This window comes from Kosakonia sp. (genome assembly GCF_032052965.1).
Taxonomy (GTDB): Bacteria; Pseudomonadota; Gammaproteobacteria; order Enterobacterales; family Enterobacteriaceae; genus Kosakonia.
The window spans coordinates 1-18,098 of the sequence record NZ_DAMBVN010000031.1 but is presented as its reverse complement, the minus strand read 5'-3'; the positions used below and the strand labels follow the sequence as shown (position 1 = coordinate 18,098).

Below are 18,098 nucleotides of genomic sequence, written 5' to 3'. Positions count from 1 at the left end.
GTTATTGGATCGCCAGTGGCCAGTGGACATAACTTTGCCACTGGCTCTCCTGCTCGATCAATTCCGCCCCTAGCGGGTGACTGGCCAGCCAGCCCTGCGGCAGTTGCAATGTCATTTTTTCGCCACTGGCGCTGACGGTGATGTCTGGCAGCAAATCGTCCCGTCGACGATTGGCAAAAATGATCGCCAGACGCAGCAGGCGGCACAGGTGTTCCGCAACGCGTGGCGGCACCGCATTTTGTTGATGCAAAGAAGAGAGATCGACCGCATTGGTCTGGTTCAGCAGCAGTGTCGCCAGCAGTTTTTTCTGCGCGGGCGTAAAGCCTGGCAAATCAAGGTTGCGTACCAGCCATGCCGCATGCAACGGTGCTTGCTTGAACTCAATACTGAGACCGATTTCGTGAAGTTCGCAGGCAACATTGAGGATTTCGAGGCTGTAGTTGTCTAAGTCCCACGTTTTTGCCACACCGCTTGCAAAACGCCCTGCGAGCGTGGAAACGCGCCGTGACTGATCGGTATCAACGATAAAACGACGCTGGATATTGCGTAGTGTACGGCTGCGAATATCCTGGTCGACCCCCAGATGCAGCATGCCGTAGACCAGACCTTCACGCAGCGCGCCACCAGCCAGTGTCATGCTCTCAATATTCATCTCGGTAAAGATAGCGATAAGAATGGCCAGCCCACTCGGGAAGACCAGCGCTCGCTCCAGCGTCAGGCCTTCAATTTCCAGCTCTTCCAGGCGGCCGCACTGGATTGCTCGCTGTTTTAGCTGCTGAAGTTTGGCAAGGGTGATGCGTTCGTCCATGCCCTGCGCCATCATGATCTCTTGCAGAGCCTGAACGGTGCCGGACGCACCGACACACACTTTCCAGCCATGGCGACGCAGCTCATCGGCGACAGGGCGCAATACTTCACGCGCCGCCAGCTCCGCGGCGGCGAAGTTCTCCTGCCCAAGATTACGGTCGGTAAAAAAACGTTCAAGCCAGGTCACGCAGCCCATCGACAGGCTAAACAGAGACGTTGTTTGCGCGCCGGTACCGGTCACCAGTTCGGTGCTGGCACCGCCAATGTCCACCACCAGGCGCTGGTCGGCACCACCGGTGGTGTGCGCCACGCCCTGGTAAATCAGACGTGCTTCTTCCTGGCCACTGATGACCTGCACCGGGCAACCGAGTATTTCCTGGGCTTTGTCGATGAAGGTCTGGGCATTTGTGGCCAGGCGCAGTGTGGCGGTCGCCACCACGCGGATTTGCTCTTGAGGAATATCCTGCAAACGCTCGGAGAACAGCCGCAGGCATTGCCAGCCGCGCTCCATCGCTTCCTGAGAGAGGTAATTCTCACTGCTCAGGCCTGCGGCCAGGCGAACCTTACGCTTGATGCGGGACAGCGTTTGGATACTGCCCGCCACCTCGCGCACAACCAGCATATGAAAACTGTTGGAACCCAGATCAATGGCTGCATAGAGCGAGGCGGAACCGAGCATATTTTTTAACCTGAACGACGACGATTACGAGGCGCGCCACCGCTGCGACGCGGACCATTGCCGGAGCGCGAACGCGTCAGGCGTTTTGGCGGCGGCAATTCGCTGAGCAGTGCATCCGGATTGTATTTGCTCACCGGAATGGAGTGCCCAATATAGGTTTCAATCGCCGGCAGATTCAGCGCATATTCTTCACAGGCCAGGCTGATAGAGTTGCCGCTGGCGCCAGCACGACCGGTACGGCCAATGCGGTGCACGTAATCTTCGCAATCGTCCGGCAGATCGTAGTTAAAGACGTGCGTGACGGCAGGAATGTGCAGACCGCGCGCCGCAACGTCTGTTGCGACCAGGATATCAAGATCGCCACGGGTGAATTCATCGAGAATACGCAGACGTTTTTTCTGCGCCACATCGCCCGTTAGCAAACCTACGCGGTGACCGTCTGCTGCCAGGTGGCCCCAGATGTCTTCACAACGATGCTTGGTGTTGGCGAAGATAATGGCGCGATCCGGCCACTCTTCTTCGATCAGCGTTTGCAGCAAACGCATTTTTTCTTCGTTGGAGGGATAGAACAATTCTTCTTTGATACGGTGGCCGGTTTTTTGTTCCGGTTCAACTTCTACGTACTCAGCGTTGTTCATTTGCTCAAATGCCAGTTCACGTACCCGGTAAGAGAGGGTCGCGGAGAACAGCATATTCAGACGAGAAGTGGTGGGGGGCATCCGGCGGAACAGCCAGCGGATATCTTTAATAAAGCCCAAATCGTACATACGATCGGCTTCGTCCAGCACCACGACCTGAATCGCGCCCAGGTTAATGTGGTTCTGTTTGGTGTAGTCAATAAGACGGCCCGTGGTGCCGATGAGAATATCGACGCCGCTTTCCAGCACTTTAAGCTGTTTGTCGTAGCCATCACCGCCATAAGCCAGACCTAATTTCAGGCCAGTTGCCTGCGCAAGAGGCTCTGCATCGGCGTGAATCTGTACCGCGAGCTCACGCGTCGGCGCCATGATAATGGCACGCGGCTGGTTCACTTTACGGTCTTCGATCGTCGGGTGAGAGAGAAGATAATGGAACGTTGACGTTAAAAACGCCATCGTTTTGCCGGTACCGGTTTGCGCCTGACCTGCAACGTCACGGCCCGCCAGCGTCAGCGGAAGAGCCAGAGCCTGAATAGGCGTGCAATTATGAAACCCTTTATTTTCAAGGGCTTCGATCACCTTTGGGTGCAGGGCGAAGTCGGAAAACTTCTGTTCTGTTAAATGTGTTTTGCTCATAGTGTGGTAGAATATCAGCTTACTATTGCTTTACGAAAGCGTATCCGGTGAAATAAAGTCAACCTTTAGTTGGTTATTGTGGCATCAACACGTTGCTGTTTTATGCTACACCAACACGCCAGGCTTATTCCTGTGGAGTTATATATGAGCGATAAAATTATTCACCTGACTGACGATAGTTTTGACACGGATGTACTCAAAGCGGATGGACTTGTTCTCGTCGATTTCTGGGCAGAGTGGTGCGGTCCGTGCAAAATGATCGCCCCGATTCTGGATGAAGTCGCTACTGAGTACGAAGGCAAACTGACGATTGCCAAGCTGAACATCGACCAGAATCCGGCCACTGCGCCGAAATACGGTATCCGTGGCATCCCTACTCTGTTGCTGTTCCAAAACGGTGAAGTGAAAGCAACGAAAGTTGGCGCACTGTCCAAAGGCCAACTGAAAGAGTTCCTGGACGCCAACCTGGCGTAATCCTGGCACAGCCGGCGCGCCAGTCATCCTATTTTATGTGGATCGCTGGACGCCCGGCTTCAGCCGTGCTAATTTAGTTTTGACTTCGTTTTGAACATACCTTAGTAGTTTGAATCTTGCATTACCCCGATACTTCCCGCTGAGCAACGTGCCGCGAGAGAAGTAGACAGATTCCGGGCTTGTCACTCATTCCGTCTTATCGTTTCAGTTCTGCGTACTTTCCTGTGACCAGGCACCGATCAGACATGAGTTGATGGCCGTTAACAGGCATGGATGACCCTGCCATACCATTCACAACATTAAGTTCGAGATTTACCCCGAGTTTAAGAACCCACACCATTATGAATCTTACCGAATTAAAGAATACGCCGGTTTCTGAGCTGATCACTCTCGGCGAAAATATGGGGCTGGAAAACCTGGCCCGTATGCGCAAACAGGACATCATTTTCGCCATCCTGAAGCAGCACGCGAAGAGTGGCGAGGATATCTTTGGCGACGGTGTGCTGGAGATTCTGCAGGATGGATTTGGTTTCCTCCGCTCCGCAGACAGCTCCTACCTCGCCGGTCCTGACGATATCTACGTTTCTCCCAGCCAAATCCGCCGCTTTAACCTCCGTACTGGTGACACCATTTCAGGTAAGATTCGCCCGCCTAAAGAAGGTGAACGTTACTTTGCTCTGCTGAAAGTTAACGAGGTGAACTTCGATAAGCCGGAGAATGCGCGCAACAAGATCCTGTTCGAGAACTTGACGCCGCTGCATGCTAACTCTCGTCTGCGTATGGAGCGTGGTAATGGCTCAACCGAAGACTTGACTGCCCGCGTGCTGGATTTGGCCTCGCCGATCGGTCGCGGTCAGCGTGGCCTGATCGTCGCTCCGCCGAAAGCCGGTAAGACGATGCTGCTGCAGAACATTGCGCAAAGCATCGCTTACAACCATCCTGATTGTGTGTTGATGGTGCTGCTGATCGACGAACGTCCTGAAGAAGTGACTGAGATGCAGCGTCTGGTGAAAGGCGAAGTTGTCGCGTCTACCTTTGATGAACCGGCTTCCCGCCACGTGCAGGTTGCTGAGATGGTCATTGAGAAAGCCAAACGTCTGGTCGAGCACAAGAAAGACGTTATCATCCTGCTGGACTCTATTACCCGCCTGGCGCGAGCCTACAACACCGTGGTGCCGGCTTCCGGTAAAGTGTTAACCGGTGGTGTGGATGCTAACGCCCTGCATCGTCCGAAGCGTTTCTTCGGTGCTGCGCGTAACGTGGAAGAGGGTGGCAGCCTGACCATCATTGCGACTGCGCTGATCGATACCGGTTCGAAGATGGATGAAGTGATTTACGAAGAGTTTAAAGGCACCGGTAACATGGAGCTACACCTCTCTCGTAAGATTGCAGAAAAACGCGTCTTCCCGGCGATTGATTACAACCGTTCCGGTACGCGTAAAGAAGAGCTGCTTACCACCCAGGAAGAACTGCAGAAAATGTGGATCCTGCGCAAAATCATCCATCCGATGGGTGAGATCGACGCAATGGAATTCCTCATTAACAAACTGGCGATGACGAAGACTAACGATGAGTTCTTCGACATGATGAAGCGCTCTTAATACAAATAAACCTCAGACACGCCACGTTTTTACGTGGCGTTTTTCATTTATGAGCTATACGCTATAGGCACCGGGACAGGCATTGTCCGACACAGACCGCGCCATTAGGATTAATCTCACATAGAAAAATCCTATTTGGTTGAAAAGCAAACAATAATGTCTGTGAATGACCTGCTTTCTCCTTTTATGGAGCGTGGCATCGTCGTTATACTGCCAGGATCAACATTCGCTGAGATCATGCATTGTGAATTTACTCACTGCGTTTACTGAATTATTCAGTATTTTCTTGTTCACCACGGCTTTCCTGTTCTTCGCCAGAAAAATGGCGAAACATGTAGGTCTGGTGGACAGACCTAACTATCGAAAGCGGCATCATGGACTGATCCCGTTAGTTGGGGGGATTTCAGTTTACGCCGGGGTCTGCTTTACCTTCGCTATTACCGATGAATACATCCCTCACGGCTGGCTCTACCTTGCTTGCGCGGGGGTATTAGTTTTTGTCGGCGCGCTGGACGATCGCTTTGATATTAGCGTCAAAATCCGGGCGGCTATCCAGGCAGCAATCGCTGTAGTGGTGATGGTTTTCGGCAAACTGCATTTAAGCAGTCTTGGCTATATCTTCGGTTCCTGGGAGATGGTTCTCGGGCCTTTCGGTTACCTCCTCACTCTGTTTGCCATCTGGACGTCGATCAACGCCTTTAATATGGTTGATGGCATTGACGGTTTGCTGGGTGGCCTCTCCTGCGTCTCGTTCGCGGCCATCGGTATCATTTTATGGTTCGACGGCCAGTACAGCCTGGCCATTTGGTGTTTCGCCATGATCGCCGCCATCATCCCTTACATCCTGTTGAATCTCGGCGTGCTTGGGCGGCGTTATAAAGTCTTTATGGGCGATGCTGGCAGCACGTTGATTGGTTTTACGGTGATCTGGATTTTGCTGGAAACGACCCAGGGTAAAACGCACCCCATCAGCCCTGTCACCGCCTTGTGGATAATCGCCATTCCGTTGATGGATATGGTGGCGATCACCTACCGTCGCCTGCGTAAAGGCATGAGTCCTTTTTCGCCGGATCGTCAGCACATTCATCACCTGATCATGCGGGCGGGTTTTACTTCCCGTCAGGCGTTTGTGTTAATCACCCTCGCAGCAGCGCTTCTGGCAAGCGTCGGGGTGGTGACCGAATACCTTCATTTCATCCCTGAATGGGTGATGTTGGCATTATTTTTGCTATCCTTCTTTCTGTATGGCTACTGTATTAAACGGGCGTGGAAAGTGGCGCGTTTTATGAAACGTGTAAAACGCAGAATACGCCGTAGCAGAGACCAAAAATCAACACTAACCAAGTAAAATCGGGAAAGCGATGATTCAACCAGCGTCAGGAGCACCTTTAGCAGGCACGGAGAATGAACTGGATATCCGGGGCTTATTCCGTACCCTTTGGGCAGGAAAACTATGGATTGGAGGCGTGGCGCTGCTGTTTGTCTTGCTCGCGTTAGCCTGGACCTTCTTTGCGCGCCAGGAGTGGAGCGCAACCGCGATTGCTGACCGACCGACAGTAAATATGCTGGGCGGTTACTATTCGCAACAGCAGTTTTTACGCAACCTGGATGTCAAAGCAAACCTGGCACCGCTAGAGCAGCCATCGGTTATGGATGAAGCTTACAAAGAGTTCATTATGCAGCTTGCCTCCTGGGACACGCGTCGCGATTTCTGGTTACAAACCGATTATTACAAGCAGCGCCAGGTTGGCAACAGCAAGGCCGACGCCGCCATGCTCGATGAGCTAATTAATAATATTCAATATACCCCTGGGGATGTCGCACGAAATATCAACGATAGCGTTAAGCTGATTGCAGAGACGGCACCGGATGCCAATAATTTGCTGCGTCAGTATGTCGCCTTTGCCAGCCAGCGTGCCGCCAGTCATTTAAATGATGAACTGAAAGGCGCCTGGGCCGCCCGCACAATCCAGATGAAAGCACAGGTCAAACGGCAGGAAGAGGTCGCCAAAGCGATTTATAACCGACGCCTGCGCAACGTTGAGCAGGCGCTGAAAGTGGCAGAGCAGCATAATATTTCCCGCAACGAAACCGATGTTCCGCCAGATGAGTTACCCGATTCTGAACTGTTTATGCTTGGTCGTCCGATGCTGCAGGCACGTCTTGAAAACCTGCAAGCGGTAGGGCCGCAGTTCGATCTGGACTATGATCAGAATCGGGCCATGCTGAATACGCTTAACGTCGGCCCCACACTGGATCCGCGTTTCCAGACGTACCGTTATTTACGTACACCAGAAGAGCCGGTTAAGCGCGACAGTCCGCGCCGTGCCTTCCTGATGATCATGTGGGGAATTGTCGGCGCATTAATCGGCGCCGGGGTTGCACTAACGCGACGCCGTTTGAACTAAACCGCGTCTGAGGTGAAGGCGTTGCGCCTTCACTTTCCAATCGAAGAGAATCGTTGTGAAAGTACTGACCGTATTTGGCACACGACCAGAAGCCATTAAAATGGCTCCGCTGGTACATGCGCTGGCAAAAGATCCTGACTTTGAGGCGAGAGTTTGCGTCACTGCGCAGCATCGGGAGATGCTCGATCAGGTGCTAAACCTCTTCTCAATAGTCCCGGACTACGACCTGAATATCATGCGCCCCGGCCAGGGGCTGACAGAGATCACTTGCGGTATTCTCGAAGGCCTTAAACCTATTCTTGAATCTTTCCGCCCGGACGTTGTTCTGGTACACGGGGATACCACCACCACGATTGCCGCAAGTCTGGCTGCATTTTATCAGCGTATTCCCGTTGGGCATGTGGAAGCGGGGCTGCGAACCGGCGATCTCTCTTCGCCGTGGCCGGAAGAAGCCAACCGCACGTTGACGGGCCACCTGGCGATGTACCATTTTGCGCCGACAGAGAACTCACGCAACAACCTGCTGCGGGAAAACATCGCGGAAAAAGGCATTTTCGTTACCGGCAATACGGTGATTGATGCGCTGTTCTGGGTTCGCGACAGCGTGCTGAATGATACCTCGCTGCATGGAGAATTAGCGGCCCGTTACCCCTTCCTGGATAAGAACAAGAAGCTGATCCTGGTGACCGGGCATCGCCGTGAGAGTTTTGGCCGGGGATTTGAACAAATCTGTTATGCGCTGGCAGACATTGCGGCGCAGAACGATGATGTCCAGATTGTTTATCCGGTACATCTCAACCCGAACGTTAGCGAGCCGGTAAAACGCATCCTCAGCCATGTTGAAAACGTGACATTAATTGAACCGCAGGATTACCTGCCGTTCCTGTGGTTAATGAACCACGCCTGGTTGATCCTCACCGACTCGGGTGGGATCCAGGAAGAAGCGCCATCCCTCGGCAAACCGGTGCTCGTCATGCGAGACACCACTGAACGGCCGGAAGCGGTCGATGCCGGGACGGTAAAACTGGTCGGCACGGATCGCCAACGCATTGTCGAAGAAGTGGCGCGTCTGCTGCATGACAACGAGGCCTGGCAGGCGATGAGCCGTGCGCACAATCCGTACGGCGACGGGCAGGCTTGTGGTCGCATTTTGCACGCACTTAAAAACAATCGGGTAACACTATGAGCTTTTCAACCATTTCCGTCATTGGCCTGGGTTATATCGGCCTTCCGACCGCCGCTGCATTTGCCTCCCGGCAAAAGAAGGTCATCGGGATTGATATCAATGCACGCGCAGTGGAAACCATTAATCGCGGTGAAATCCATATTGTCGAACCGGAGCTGGGCAGCGTCGTCAAAGCGGCGGTTGAAGGCGGCTTTCTGCGCGCCAGCACAACCCCGGTTGCTGCAGATGCTTACCTGATTGCGGTGCCGACGCCTTTCAAGGGCGATCACGAGCCAGATATGGTGTATGTCGAAGCGGCGGCCAAATCGATCGCGCCGGTGTTGCACAAAGGCGCGCTGGTGATCCTCGAATCTACTTCACCCGTTGGCGCGACCGAACAAATGGCCGCCTGGCTTGCCGAAGCGCGTCCGGATCTTACCTTCCCGCAACAGGTGGGCGAGGCTGCAGATATTAACATTGCCTATTGCCCGGAGCGCGTTTTGCCCGGTCAGGTGATGGTTGAACTGATTAAGAATGATCGTGTTATCGGCGGCATGACGCCGCTATGTTCCTCGCGCGCCAGCGAGCTATACAAAATTTTCCTCGAAGGCGAATGTGTGGTGACGAACTCCCGCACGGCAGAAATGTGCAAGCTGACCGAAAACAGCTTCCGCGACGTCAATATTGCCTTTGCTAATGAATTGTCGCTGATTTGCGCCGAACAGCAGATTAACGTTTGGGAACTGATCCGTCTGGCGAATCGCCACCCGCGCGTCAATATCCTGCAACCGGGGCCAGGCGTGGGCGGTCACTGCATCGCCGTCGACCCGTGGTTTATCGTGGCGCAGAACCCGCAACAGGCGCGGCTCATTCGAACCGCGCGCGAGGTGAACGACCATAAACCGCATTGGGTGATGGATCAGGTGAAAGCGACCGTTGCCGATTGCCTTGCAGCAAACGACAAACGTGCCAGCGAGCTTAAAATTGCCTGCTTCGGGCTGGCTTTTAAACCCAATATTGACGATCTGCGCGAAAGCCCGGCGATGGAGATCGCCCGCAGTATCGCCCAGTGGCACAGCGGCGAAACGCTGGTCGTTGAACCCAACATCCATCAACTTCCACCTTCGCTTACCGGCATCAGTACGCTGGTAAACACGCACGATGCGCTGGCGCAGGCAGATGTGCTGGTCATGCTTGTCGATCATAAAGAATTTAAAGCGCTGGCGGGTGATAGCATCGCGCAGGATTACATTGTGGATACCAAAGGCGTCTGGCGCTAATGCGTTAAGGAAACGATATGGCTCTTCACGGCACCGTAGAAGAACTGGCGTGGGAAAGCGCTTTTTTTGGTATACGCAGCGCAATCGTGCGCTTACAGCCTTCAGCTCCGGCGTTATCGGTAGCGGATTTTTCGCCCTGGGCGCGTGTGCAGGTCAAGTTGCCGGCGACGCAAACGGCATCGCTCGACGCGCTACAGCAGCTAGGCTTTCAACTGGTAGAAGGCGAAATCGATCTTGCGCTCAGCGTGCCTGCTCAGGGAGAGGATCCCCATGCCGATGTGGCGAGCGAGGATGATATTCCACTGCTGCGCGAGCAGGCGGCAGGCACGTTTGTGCAGAGCCGTTTTCGTGCACCCTGGTACCCTTCCGATGCCAGCGGGCGTTTCTACGCTCAATGGATAGAAAATGCCGTGAAAGGCGTGTTTGATCATCAATGTCTGCTGTTGCGAGACGCGCATGGCGACATTGCAGGCTTTGTCTCGCTACGTCAGTTGAACGAGCAGGAGGCGCGTATCGGCCTGCTGGCCGGGCGCGGGATGGGCGAGGCATTAATGCTGGCGGCTTGCCAGTGGGCGCGGCAGCGGCAATTAATCCGGGTGCGGGTAGCAACCCAGCTTGGCAATACCGCTGCGCTTAAACGATACATTCAAAGCGGCGCGAATGTGGAAAGCACCGCGCTGTGGTTATACAGGTAACTTTATGATCCCCTTCAACGCACCACCGGTGGTAGGAACGGAACTCGACTACATGCAGTCGGCGATGGGTAGCGGCAAGCTATGCGGCGATGGCGGTTTTACCCGTCGTTGCCAGCAGTGGATGGAGCAGCGTTTTCACAGCGCCAAAGTGTTATTGACACCTTCCTGTACCGCCTCGCTTGAGATGGCTGCACTGCTTCTCGACATCCAGCCCGGCGATGAAGTGATTATGCCGAGTTACACCTTTGTCTCCACGGCGAATGCTTTTGTGCTGCGTGGTGCGAAAATCGTCTTTGTTGATATCCGCCCGGATACCCTGAACATTGATGAAAACTGCATTGAAGCCGCAATTACTGCGAAGACAAAGGTGATTGTGCCCGTGCATTACGCCGGGGTGGCCTGCGAAATGGACACCATCATGGCGATAGCAAAACGCCACAATTTGTATGTCGTTGAAGATGCCGCGCAGGGCGTTATGTCGACCTACAAAGGCCGCGCGCTCGGTACTATCGGGCATATTGGCTGCTTTAGTTTTCATGAAACCAAAAACTACACCGCTGGCGGTGAAGGTGGCGCGACACTGATTAACGATCGTGCCCTGGTGGAACGTGCGGAAATTATCCGCGAGAAAGGGACCAATCGCAGCCAGTTCTTCCGTGGCCAGGTGGATAAATACACCTGGCGCGATATCGGCTCGAGTTACCTGATGGCGGATCTGCAGGCTGCGTATCTGTGGGCGCAACTGGAAGCGGCGGATCGCATTAATCAGCAACGTCTGTCGTTGTGGCAAACCTATTATGATGCGCTGAAGCCGCTGGCGCGTGCCGGGCGTATTGAATTACCTTCTGTGCCAGCAGACTGCGCCCACAATGCGCACATGTTCTATATCAAACTGCGCGACGAAGCCGATCGCAGCAAGCTGATTGCGTTCCTGAAAGAGGCCGAAATTCTTGCTGTGTTCCACTATATCCCGCTCCATGCTTCCCCGGCGGGCGAGCAGTTCGGCGAATTCCGTGGTGAAGATCGCTACACCACACAGGAAAGTGAGCGTTTGCTTCGCTTGCCCCTGTTCTACAACCTGTCGCCGGTTAATCAGCGCACGGTAATCAGCACACTGCTGAGTTATTTCAGCTGATATGTCACTGGCAAAAGCATCGGTATGGACTGCCGCAAGCACGTTAGTCAAAATTGGCGCGGGCTTGCTGGTGGTCAAACTGCTGGCCGTGGCCTTTGGGCCATCGGGCGTCGGGCAGGCGGGCAATTTCCGCCAGTTGATTACGGTTCTGGGTGTGCTGGCGGGCGCCGGCATTTTTAACGGTGTGACGAAGTTCGTTGCCCAGCATCACGACGATCCAGACCGGTTACGGGTTGTGGTTGGCACCTCATCAGCTATGGTGCTCGCGTTCTCTACGCTGCTGGCGCTGGTGTTTGTCTTTGCCGCAGCGCCTATAAGTCAGGGGTTATTTGGCCATACGCATTATCAGGGACTGGTTCGTCTGGTTGCACTGGTGCAGATGGGCATTGCCTGGGCGAACTTGCTGCTGGCGGTGATGAAAGGCTTTCGCGATGCGGTGAGTAATGCGTTGTCATTAATCATCGGTAGCGTAATTGGCGTGCTGGCGTGGTATCTGTGCTTCAGGCTCGGGGGCTATCAGGGCGCGCTGCTCGGCCTTGCGTTGGTTCCGGCACTGGTGGTGATCCCGGCGTTAGCGATGCTTCTGCGGCGCGGCACGGTGCCGCTGCGGTTTTTTAAACCACAGTGGGATAAGCTGCTGGCGGGGCAACTGAGCAAATTTACGCTGATGGCGCTGATTACCTCGTTTACGATGCCGCTGGCGTACGTGTTAATGCGAAACCAGCTGGCAGCGCACTATAGCTGGAATGACGTGGGGATATGGCAGGGGGTAAGCAGCATCTCCGATGCGTATCTACAATTTATTACGGCTTCGTTTAGCGTTTATTTGCTGCCTACTTTATCGAGGCTGGCGACAAAGCAGGAGATCTCCCGCGAAATCGTAAAATCGCTGCGCTTTGTGTTGCCGGCGGTGGCGGCAGTCAGTCTGGCGGTGTGGTTACTGCGCGACGTTGCCATCTGGTTGCTGTTTTCCAGCCAGTTTATCGCCATGCGCGACCTTTTTGCCTGGCAGCTGGTCGGCGATGTATTGAAAGTGGGCGCTTACGTATTTGGTTACCTGGTTGTCGCGAAAGCCTCGTTACGTTTTTATATCCTGGCGGAAATCAGTCAGTTTACGTTGCTGATACTCTTCTCGCGCTGGTTAATTCCTGCGCATGGCGCTGCCGGTGCGGCGCAGGCCTATATGGCCACGTATGTTATTTATTTCGCCCTCTGTTGTGGCGTGTTTTGGATTTGGCGTAAGAAGACATGACTACACTCATTCACGTACTGGGATCGGATATCCCACACCATAATCAGACTGTGCTGCGGTTCTTTAACGACACGCTGGCAGCCACGAGCGTGCACGCTCGCGAGTTTATGATTGTCGGGCGTGACAACGGGCAAAGCGCGGAATATCCGGCACTGAGCCTGCATTTTTATCCGGGCAAAAAAGCGCTGGCGCAGGCTGTTATCGCTAAAGCGAAAGCACAACGCCAACAGCGTTTCTTTTTCCACGGGCAATTCAATTTTGGTATATGGCTGGCGCTGCTGACGGGCGCTATCAGGCCCGATCAGTTTTACTGGCATGCCTGGGGTGCCGATCTGTACGAAGTGTCACGTAGCGTCAAGTTCCGTCTCTTTTACCCGCTGCGTCGGCTGGCTCAGCGTCGCGTTGGTTGCATATTTGCCACCCGTGGCGATTTGGCGTGGTTTGGCAAGCGTAACCCGGCGGTGCGTGGCGAGTTGCTCTATTTCCCGACCCGTATGGATCCGGCGCTCAACACCATGGCGCATGAACTGCACCGCGAGGGCAAGCTGACGATCCTCGTCGGCAACTCCGGCGATCCCAGTAACGACCATATTGCGGCGTTGCAGGCTATTCACCGTCAGTTTGGCGATACCGTCAATATTATTGTACCGATGGGGTATCCGGCGAATAACCGCAACTATATTGAGGCGGTGCGTAGTGCCGGGCTGGCGCTTTTCAGCGCTGATAATTTGCGCATTCTCAGTGAGAAAATGGCGTTTGATGACTACCTCGATCTGCTGGCGCAGTGCGACCTCGGATATTTTATCTTTGCCCGCCAGCAGGGGATCGGCACGCTTTGCTTACTGATTCAGGCTGGCGTGCCCTGCGTACTGAACCGGGAAAATCCTTTCTGGCGGGATATGGTGGCCGAGGATATTCCGGTGCTCTTTACCACGGATACGCTGAACGTATCGGTAGTGCGTGAAGCCCGGCGGCAGCTCGTGGCGGTAGATAAAAATGCCATTACGTTCTTCAGCCCGAACTTTATTGCACCGTGGCATAAAGCGCTGCGTATTGCTGCGGGGAATGCCGAATGAGCCCACTGGAGTTTTGCGGTCTGTTTGTCATCTGGCTATTGGGGGCGCTGTTTATCGCCACGTTGACCTGGTTCGAGTTTCGTCGGGTGCGCTTTAATTTTAATGTCTTTTTTTCGTTGCTCTTTTTGCTGACGTTTTTCTTCGGTTTCCCGCTGACCAGTGTGTTGGTTTTCCGTTTCAATGTTGGCGTTGCGCCGCCAGGCGTGATGATGCAGTCACTTCTGGCCGCGACCTGCTTCTATGCCATCTACTATGTCACGTACAAAACGCGGCTGCGTAAGCGAGCGGAGCAGGGTATCCGGCGTCCGCTGTTCACCATCAATCGGGTGGAAGCCAACCTGACGTGGGTCATGCTGATGGCTATCGCGCTGGTAAGCGTGACCATTTTCTTTATGCACAACGGTTTTCTGTTGTTCCGCCTGCAATCGTACAGCCAGATCTTTTCCAGCGAAGTTTCCGGGGTGGCGCTTAAGCGCTTCTTCTACTTCTTTATTCCTGCGATGCTGGTGATCTATTTTCTGCGCCAGAGCGCGCAGGCGTGGATTTTCTTCCTCGTCAGCACGGTTGCGTTTGGCCTGCTGACGTACATGATCGTTGGGGGTACCCGCGCAAATATCATTATCGCCTTCGCAATATTTTTGTTTATCGGCATTATTCGTGGCTGGATTTCACTATGGATGCTGGCGGCGGCGGGGGTGTTTGGCATCGTAGGGATGTTCTGGCTGGCAATTAAGCGCTATGGCCTTAATGTCAGCGGCGATGAAGCGTTTTATACCTTCCTGTACCTAACGCGCGATACCTTCTCGCCATGGGAGAACTTATCGCTGCTGCTACAAAACTACGACAAGATTGCCTTTCAGGGGCTGGCACCGATTGTGCGCGATTTTTATGTCTTTATCCCGAGCTGGTTGTGGCCATCGCGCCCGAGTATTGTCCTGAACACGGCGAATTATTTTACCTGGGAAGTGCTCAATAACCACTCTGGCCTGGCGATCTCGCCCACGCTGATCGGGTCGCTGGTAGTGATGGGCGGTGCGTCATTCATTCCGCTCGGTGCAGTTGTGGTCGGGCTTATTATTAAATGGTTCGACTGGTTGTACATGTTGGGCAACCAGGAAACGAATCGCTATAAAGCCGCTATTCTGCACAGCTTCTGCTTTGGGGCCATTTTCAACATGATTGTGCTGGCGCGTGAAGGGCTGGACTCTTTTGTTTCTCGCGTTGTGTTCTTCCTCGTCATCTTTGGCTTCTGTCTGCTGCTGGCGAAGTTACTGTACTGGTTGTTTGATAGCGCCGGTCTGATACATAAACGCGGCGATAGCGCGGCCAAACCTCTCTCCCAGGTGTAAAGGATAAACATGACGGACAAGACGGCAGCGCCGCTGTATGACCTGCGTGGTCTGAAACTGATTGGCTGGCGCGATATGCAACACGCGCTGGATTATCTCTATGCGGATGGCGACATAAAACAGGGTACGCTGGTCGCCATTAACGCCGAAAAGATGCTGACGCTGGAAGATGATGCCCAGGTCCGCGCCCTGATTGAGGCGGCAGAGTTTAAATATGCCGACGGTATCAGCGTGGTACGTTCCCTGCGCAAGAAGTTTCCTCAGGCGCGCGTGTCGCGGGTTGCGGGCGCCGATCTGTGGGAAAAACTGATGCAGCGTGCAGGCGAGAATGCGACACCGGTGTTTCTGGTGGGTGGTAAACCGGACGTGTTAGCGCAGACTGAGCAGAAACTGCGTGCGCAATGGCAAGTGAACATTGTCGGTAGCCAGAGTGGTTACTTCGAACCGTCACAACGGCAGGCTTTGTTTGAGCGTATCCGCGACAGTGGGGCAAAAATTGTCACCGTGGCCATGGGGTCGCCAAAACAGGAGATCCTGATGCGTGATTGCCGTGTGGTTTATCCTGATGCCCTGTATATGGGCGTTGGCGGGACGTATGACGTCTTTACAGGCCATGTTAAACGCGCGCCGAAGATCTGGCAGAAGCTGGGCCTCGAGTGGTTGTACCGGTTGTTGTCTCAGCCGACGCGCCTGGAGCGGCAGTTGCGGTTGTTGCGCTATTTACGCTGGCACTACAGCGGAAAACTCTAATTAACCCGGGCGGCGCAATGCGCTGCCTTTTTATTTCCTTCTGCTGTTTTATTGCGCATTACATTGATTTTTTTTATACATCATTTGCCATTTCCTCCGTTTTAAGAAACCATTCGCTCACTCATTGCAGTGCCGTGGTGTTTTTTGCGCCAACCCGTTTCTGGTCGGTGCCGCATGGTCTGTTATGAACTGAGAGAAAACTCATAACAATAACCCGCAAAGCGGGTAAAGAAAGAAGCAAACACAACAGAGGATTTATGGCTGACAACAAACCAGAGCTTCAGCGCGGGCTGGAGTCTCGACATATCGAATTAATTGCCCTTGGCGGCACTATCGGCGTGGGCCTTTTTATGGGCGCGGCCAGTACGCTGAAATGGGCAGGTCCGTCAGTATTGCTGGCATACATTATTGCCGGTCTTTTCGTCTTCTTTATCATGCGCTCGATGGGCGAAATGCTGTTCCTTGAGCCGGTAGCCGGTTCTTTCGCTGTTTATGCGCACCGCTATATGAGCCCGTTTTTTGGTTATCTGACGGCGTGGTCCTACTGGTTTATGTGGATGGCCGTCGGCATTTCGGAAATTACCGCCATTGGCGTGTATGTCCAGTTCTGGTTCCCGGATCTTGCCCAATGGATACCCGCGCTTATTGCGGTGGCGCTGGTGGCGCTGGCCAACCTTGCTGCGGTGCGCCTGTACGGCGAAATCGAATTCTGGTTTGCGATGATCAAAGTGACCACCATCATTGTGATGATTGTGGTGGGGCTGGGCGTGATCTTCTTTGGATTTGGCAACGGCGGGCATTCAATTGGTTTTAGTAATCTGACCGAGCATGGCGGCTTTTTTGCAGGCGGCTGGAAAGGCTTCTTAACCGCGCTCTGTATTGTGGTTGCGTCCTATCAGGGCGTTGAACTGATTGGTATCACTGCCGGTGAAGCGAAAAATCCGCAAGTCACGTTGCGTAGCGCAGTCAGCAAGGTATTGTGGCGCATCCTGATTTTCTACGTGGGTGCGATTTTCGTGATCGTCACCATCTTTCCATGGAATGAAATTGGCACCAATGGTAGCCCCTTTGTGCTGACCTTTGCGAAGATTGGCATTACGGCTGCGGCAGGAATCATTAACTTTGTGGTGCTGACGGCGGCGCTGTCCGGCTGTAACAGCGGGATGTATAGCTGTGGTCGTATGCTGTATGCGCTGGCGAAAAACCGCCAACTGCCTGCTGCCGTGGCGAGAGTTTCTAAAAGCGGTGTTCCGGCGGTAGGCGTGACGATTTCTATCGTTATCCTGCTGATCGGCTCCTGTCTGAACTACATCATTCCGAATCCGCAGCGCGTCTTCGTTTATGTCTATAGCGCCAGCGTGCTGCCGGGTATGGTGCCGTGGTTTGTGATTCTGATTAGCCAGTTGCGTTTTCGTAAGGCGCACAAAGAGGCGATTGCCAGCCATCCGTTCCGCTCAATGCTGTTCCCATGGGCGAACTGGCTCACCATGGCGTTCCTGGTGTGCGTATTGATTGGGATGGGCTTTAACGATGACACGCGTATGTCGCTGTTTGTAGGTGTTATCTTCCTTGCTGCTGTGACGATGGCCTATAAGGTATTTCGCCTTAATCGACATGCTGTAACGCCAGGAGTGAGTGAATAAGAGGCAAAATGCGCAAAGCATAACCAAACGCGCATTTTCTTCAAAAAAGCACTAGACAGCCGCGCCCGAAGTCCGTACTATCCACCCCCGCAACGGCGCTACGCGCCCGTAGCTCAGCTGGATAGAGCGCTGCCCTCCGGAGGCAGAGGTCTCAGGTTCGAATCCTGTCGGGCGCGCCATTTAAACCCGGCGCTTGAGCTGCGGTGGTTCGTGAAATATCACGGTACCGCGTGAAAAGATTTACAGTGGTGGCTATAGCTCAGTTGGTAGAGCCCTGGATTGTGATTCCAGTTGTCGTGGGTTCGAGTCCCATTAGCCACCCCATTATTTAGCAGTAAAAGTTTCGTGGAATGCGAAGGTGGCGGAATTGGTAGACGCGCTAGCTTCAGGTGTTAGTGTCCTTACGGACGTGGGGGTTCAAGTCCCCCCCCTCGCACCACAACTTAGATTGAACAAAAAATTCAAAAAGCAGTACATCGGCGAGTAGCGCAGCTTGGTAGCGCAACTGGT

15 protein-coding genes and 3 tRNA genes are annotated in these 18,098 nt (G+C 53.8%); 16 read left to right on the top strand and 2 right to left on the bottom strand.

The genetic code is table 11. The features are described from left to right. Nucleotide 1: 1 nt before the first annotated feature. Together gppA and rhlB are read right to left on the bottom strand one after the other, a co-directional pair. Nucleotides 2–1,486, bottom strand: coding sequence for a guanosine-5'-triphosphate,3'-diphosphate diphosphatase (gene gppA, locus RTX30_RS22270; RefSeq protein WP_312692961.1), 1,485 nt, complete (start codon nt 1,484–1,486; stop codon nt 2–4). A 5-nt stretch (nt 1,487–1,491) separates the two neighbouring features. Further along, the gene (gene rhlB / locus RTX30_RS22265) at nt 1,492–2,760 is read right to left on the bottom strand and encodes an ATP-dependent RNA helicase RhlB (protein ID WP_312692959.1); all 1,269 of its coding nucleotides are present in this window, start codon (nt 2,758–2,760) and stop codon (nt 1,492–1,494) included. A gap of 144 nt (nt 2,761–2,904) precedes the next feature. Between rhlB and trxA the strand changes: the two genes are divergently transcribed. The 16 genes from trxA to RTX30_RS22180 all read left to right on the top strand — a co-directional run bounded on the left by trxA (nt 2,905) and on the right by RTX30_RS22180 (nt 18,027). Next, a complete protein-coding gene (trxA, locus tag RTX30_RS22260) occupies nt 2,905–3,234 on the top strand; it encodes a thioredoxin TrxA (protein WP_312692957.1) in 330 nt (109 codons plus the stop codon). Nucleotides 3,235–3,575: 341 nt separating this feature from the next. Beyond that, nucleotides 3,576–4,835: a transcription termination factor Rho gene (rho, locus tag RTX30_RS22250; RefSeq protein ID WP_004386383.1), complete on the top strand. Its 1,260-nt coding sequence runs from the start codon at nt 3,576–3,578 to the stop codon at nt 4,833–4,835. Nucleotides 4,836–5,079: 244 nt separating this feature from the next. Then, nucleotides 5,080–6,183: a UDP-N-acetylglucosamine--undecaprenyl-phosphate N-acetylglucosaminephosphotransferase gene (gene wecA / locus RTX30_RS22245; RefSeq protein WP_312692954.1), complete on the top strand. Its 1,104-nt coding sequence runs from the start codon at nt 5,080–5,082 to the stop codon at nt 6,181–6,183. Between the two features lie 13 nt (nt 6,184–6,196). Continuing rightward, complete coding sequence (gene wzzE, locus RTX30_RS22240; protein WP_312692952.1) at nt 6,197–7,243, top strand: ECA polysaccharide chain length modulation protein; 1,047 nt, start codon at nt 6,197–6,199, stop codon at nt 7,241–7,243. 55 nt (nt 7,244–7,298) lie between these two features. Then, nucleotides 7,299–8,429: a non-hydrolyzing UDP-N-acetylglucosamine 2-epimerase gene (gene wecB, locus RTX30_RS22235; RefSeq protein ID WP_312692950.1), complete on the top strand. Its 1,131-nt coding sequence runs from the start codon at nt 7,299–7,301 to the stop codon at nt 8,427–8,429. Then, nucleotides 8,426–9,688: a UDP-N-acetyl-D-mannosamine dehydrogenase gene (gene wecC / locus RTX30_RS22230; RefSeq protein WP_312692948.1), complete on the top strand. Its 1,263-nt coding sequence runs from the start codon at nt 8,426–8,428 to the stop codon at nt 9,686–9,688. Before wecB ends, wecC begins: the two co-directional genes overlap by 4 nt. Nucleotides 9,689–9,705: 17 nt before the next feature. Next, complete coding sequence (rffC, locus tag RTX30_RS22225) at nt 9,706–10,383, top strand: dTDP-4-amino-4,6-dideoxy-D-galactose acyltransferase (protein ID WP_312692946.1); 678 nt, start codon at nt 9,706–9,708, stop codon at nt 10,381–10,383. Between the two features lie 4 nt (nt 10,384–10,387). Continuing rightward, a complete protein-coding gene (gene rffA / locus RTX30_RS22220) occupies nt 10,388–11,518 on the top strand; it encodes a dTDP-4-amino-4,6-dideoxygalactose transaminase (protein ID WP_312692944.1) in 1,131 nt (376 codons plus the stop codon). A 1-nt stretch (nt 11,519) separates the two neighbouring features. Continuing rightward, complete coding sequence (gene wzxE, locus RTX30_RS22215) at nt 11,520–12,770, top strand: lipid III flippase WzxE (protein WP_312692942.1); 1,251 nt, start codon at nt 11,520–11,522, stop codon at nt 12,768–12,770. Continuing rightward, nucleotides 12,767–13,846 (top strand): TDP-N-acetylfucosamine:lipid II N-acetylfucosaminyltransferase, encoded by a 1,080-nt coding sequence (locus RTX30_RS22210; protein WP_312692940.1) that lies wholly within the window; start codon nt 12,767–12,769, stop codon nt 13,844–13,846. Before wzxE ends, RTX30_RS22210 begins: the two co-directional genes overlap by 4 nt. Continuing rightward, entirely contained in the window at nt 13,843–15,195 is a 1,353-nt protein-coding gene (gene wzyE, locus RTX30_RS22205) for an ECA oligosaccharide polymerase (RefSeq protein WP_312692938.1), read from the top strand. Before RTX30_RS22210 ends, wzyE begins: the two co-directional genes overlap by 4 nt. Nucleotides 15,196–15,204: 9 nt before the next feature. Then, nucleotides 15,205–15,945, top strand: coding sequence for a lipopolysaccharide N-acetylmannosaminouronosyltransferase (wecG, locus tag RTX30_RS22200; RefSeq protein ID WP_312692936.1), 741 nt, complete (start codon nt 15,205–15,207; stop codon nt 15,943–15,945). 257 nt (nt 15,946–16,202) lie between these two features. Continuing rightward, nucleotides 16,203–17,588, top strand: coding sequence for a bifunctional threonine/serine APC transporter ThrP (gene thrP / locus RTX30_RS22195; protein WP_312692934.1), 1,386 nt, complete (start codon nt 16,203–16,205; stop codon nt 17,586–17,588). Between the two features lie 102 nt (nt 17,589–17,690). Next, nucleotides 17,691–17,767: transfer RNA gene (locus tag RTX30_RS22190), tRNA-Arg, on the top strand. 69 nt (nt 17,768–17,836) lie between these two features. Continuing rightward, nucleotides 17,837–17,912: transfer RNA gene (locus RTX30_RS22185), tRNA-His, on the top strand. 28 nt (nt 17,913–17,940) lie between these two features. Further along, nucleotides 17,941–18,027: transfer RNA gene (locus RTX30_RS22180), tRNA-Leu, on the top strand. Nucleotides 18,028–18,098 lie beyond the last annotated feature (71 nt).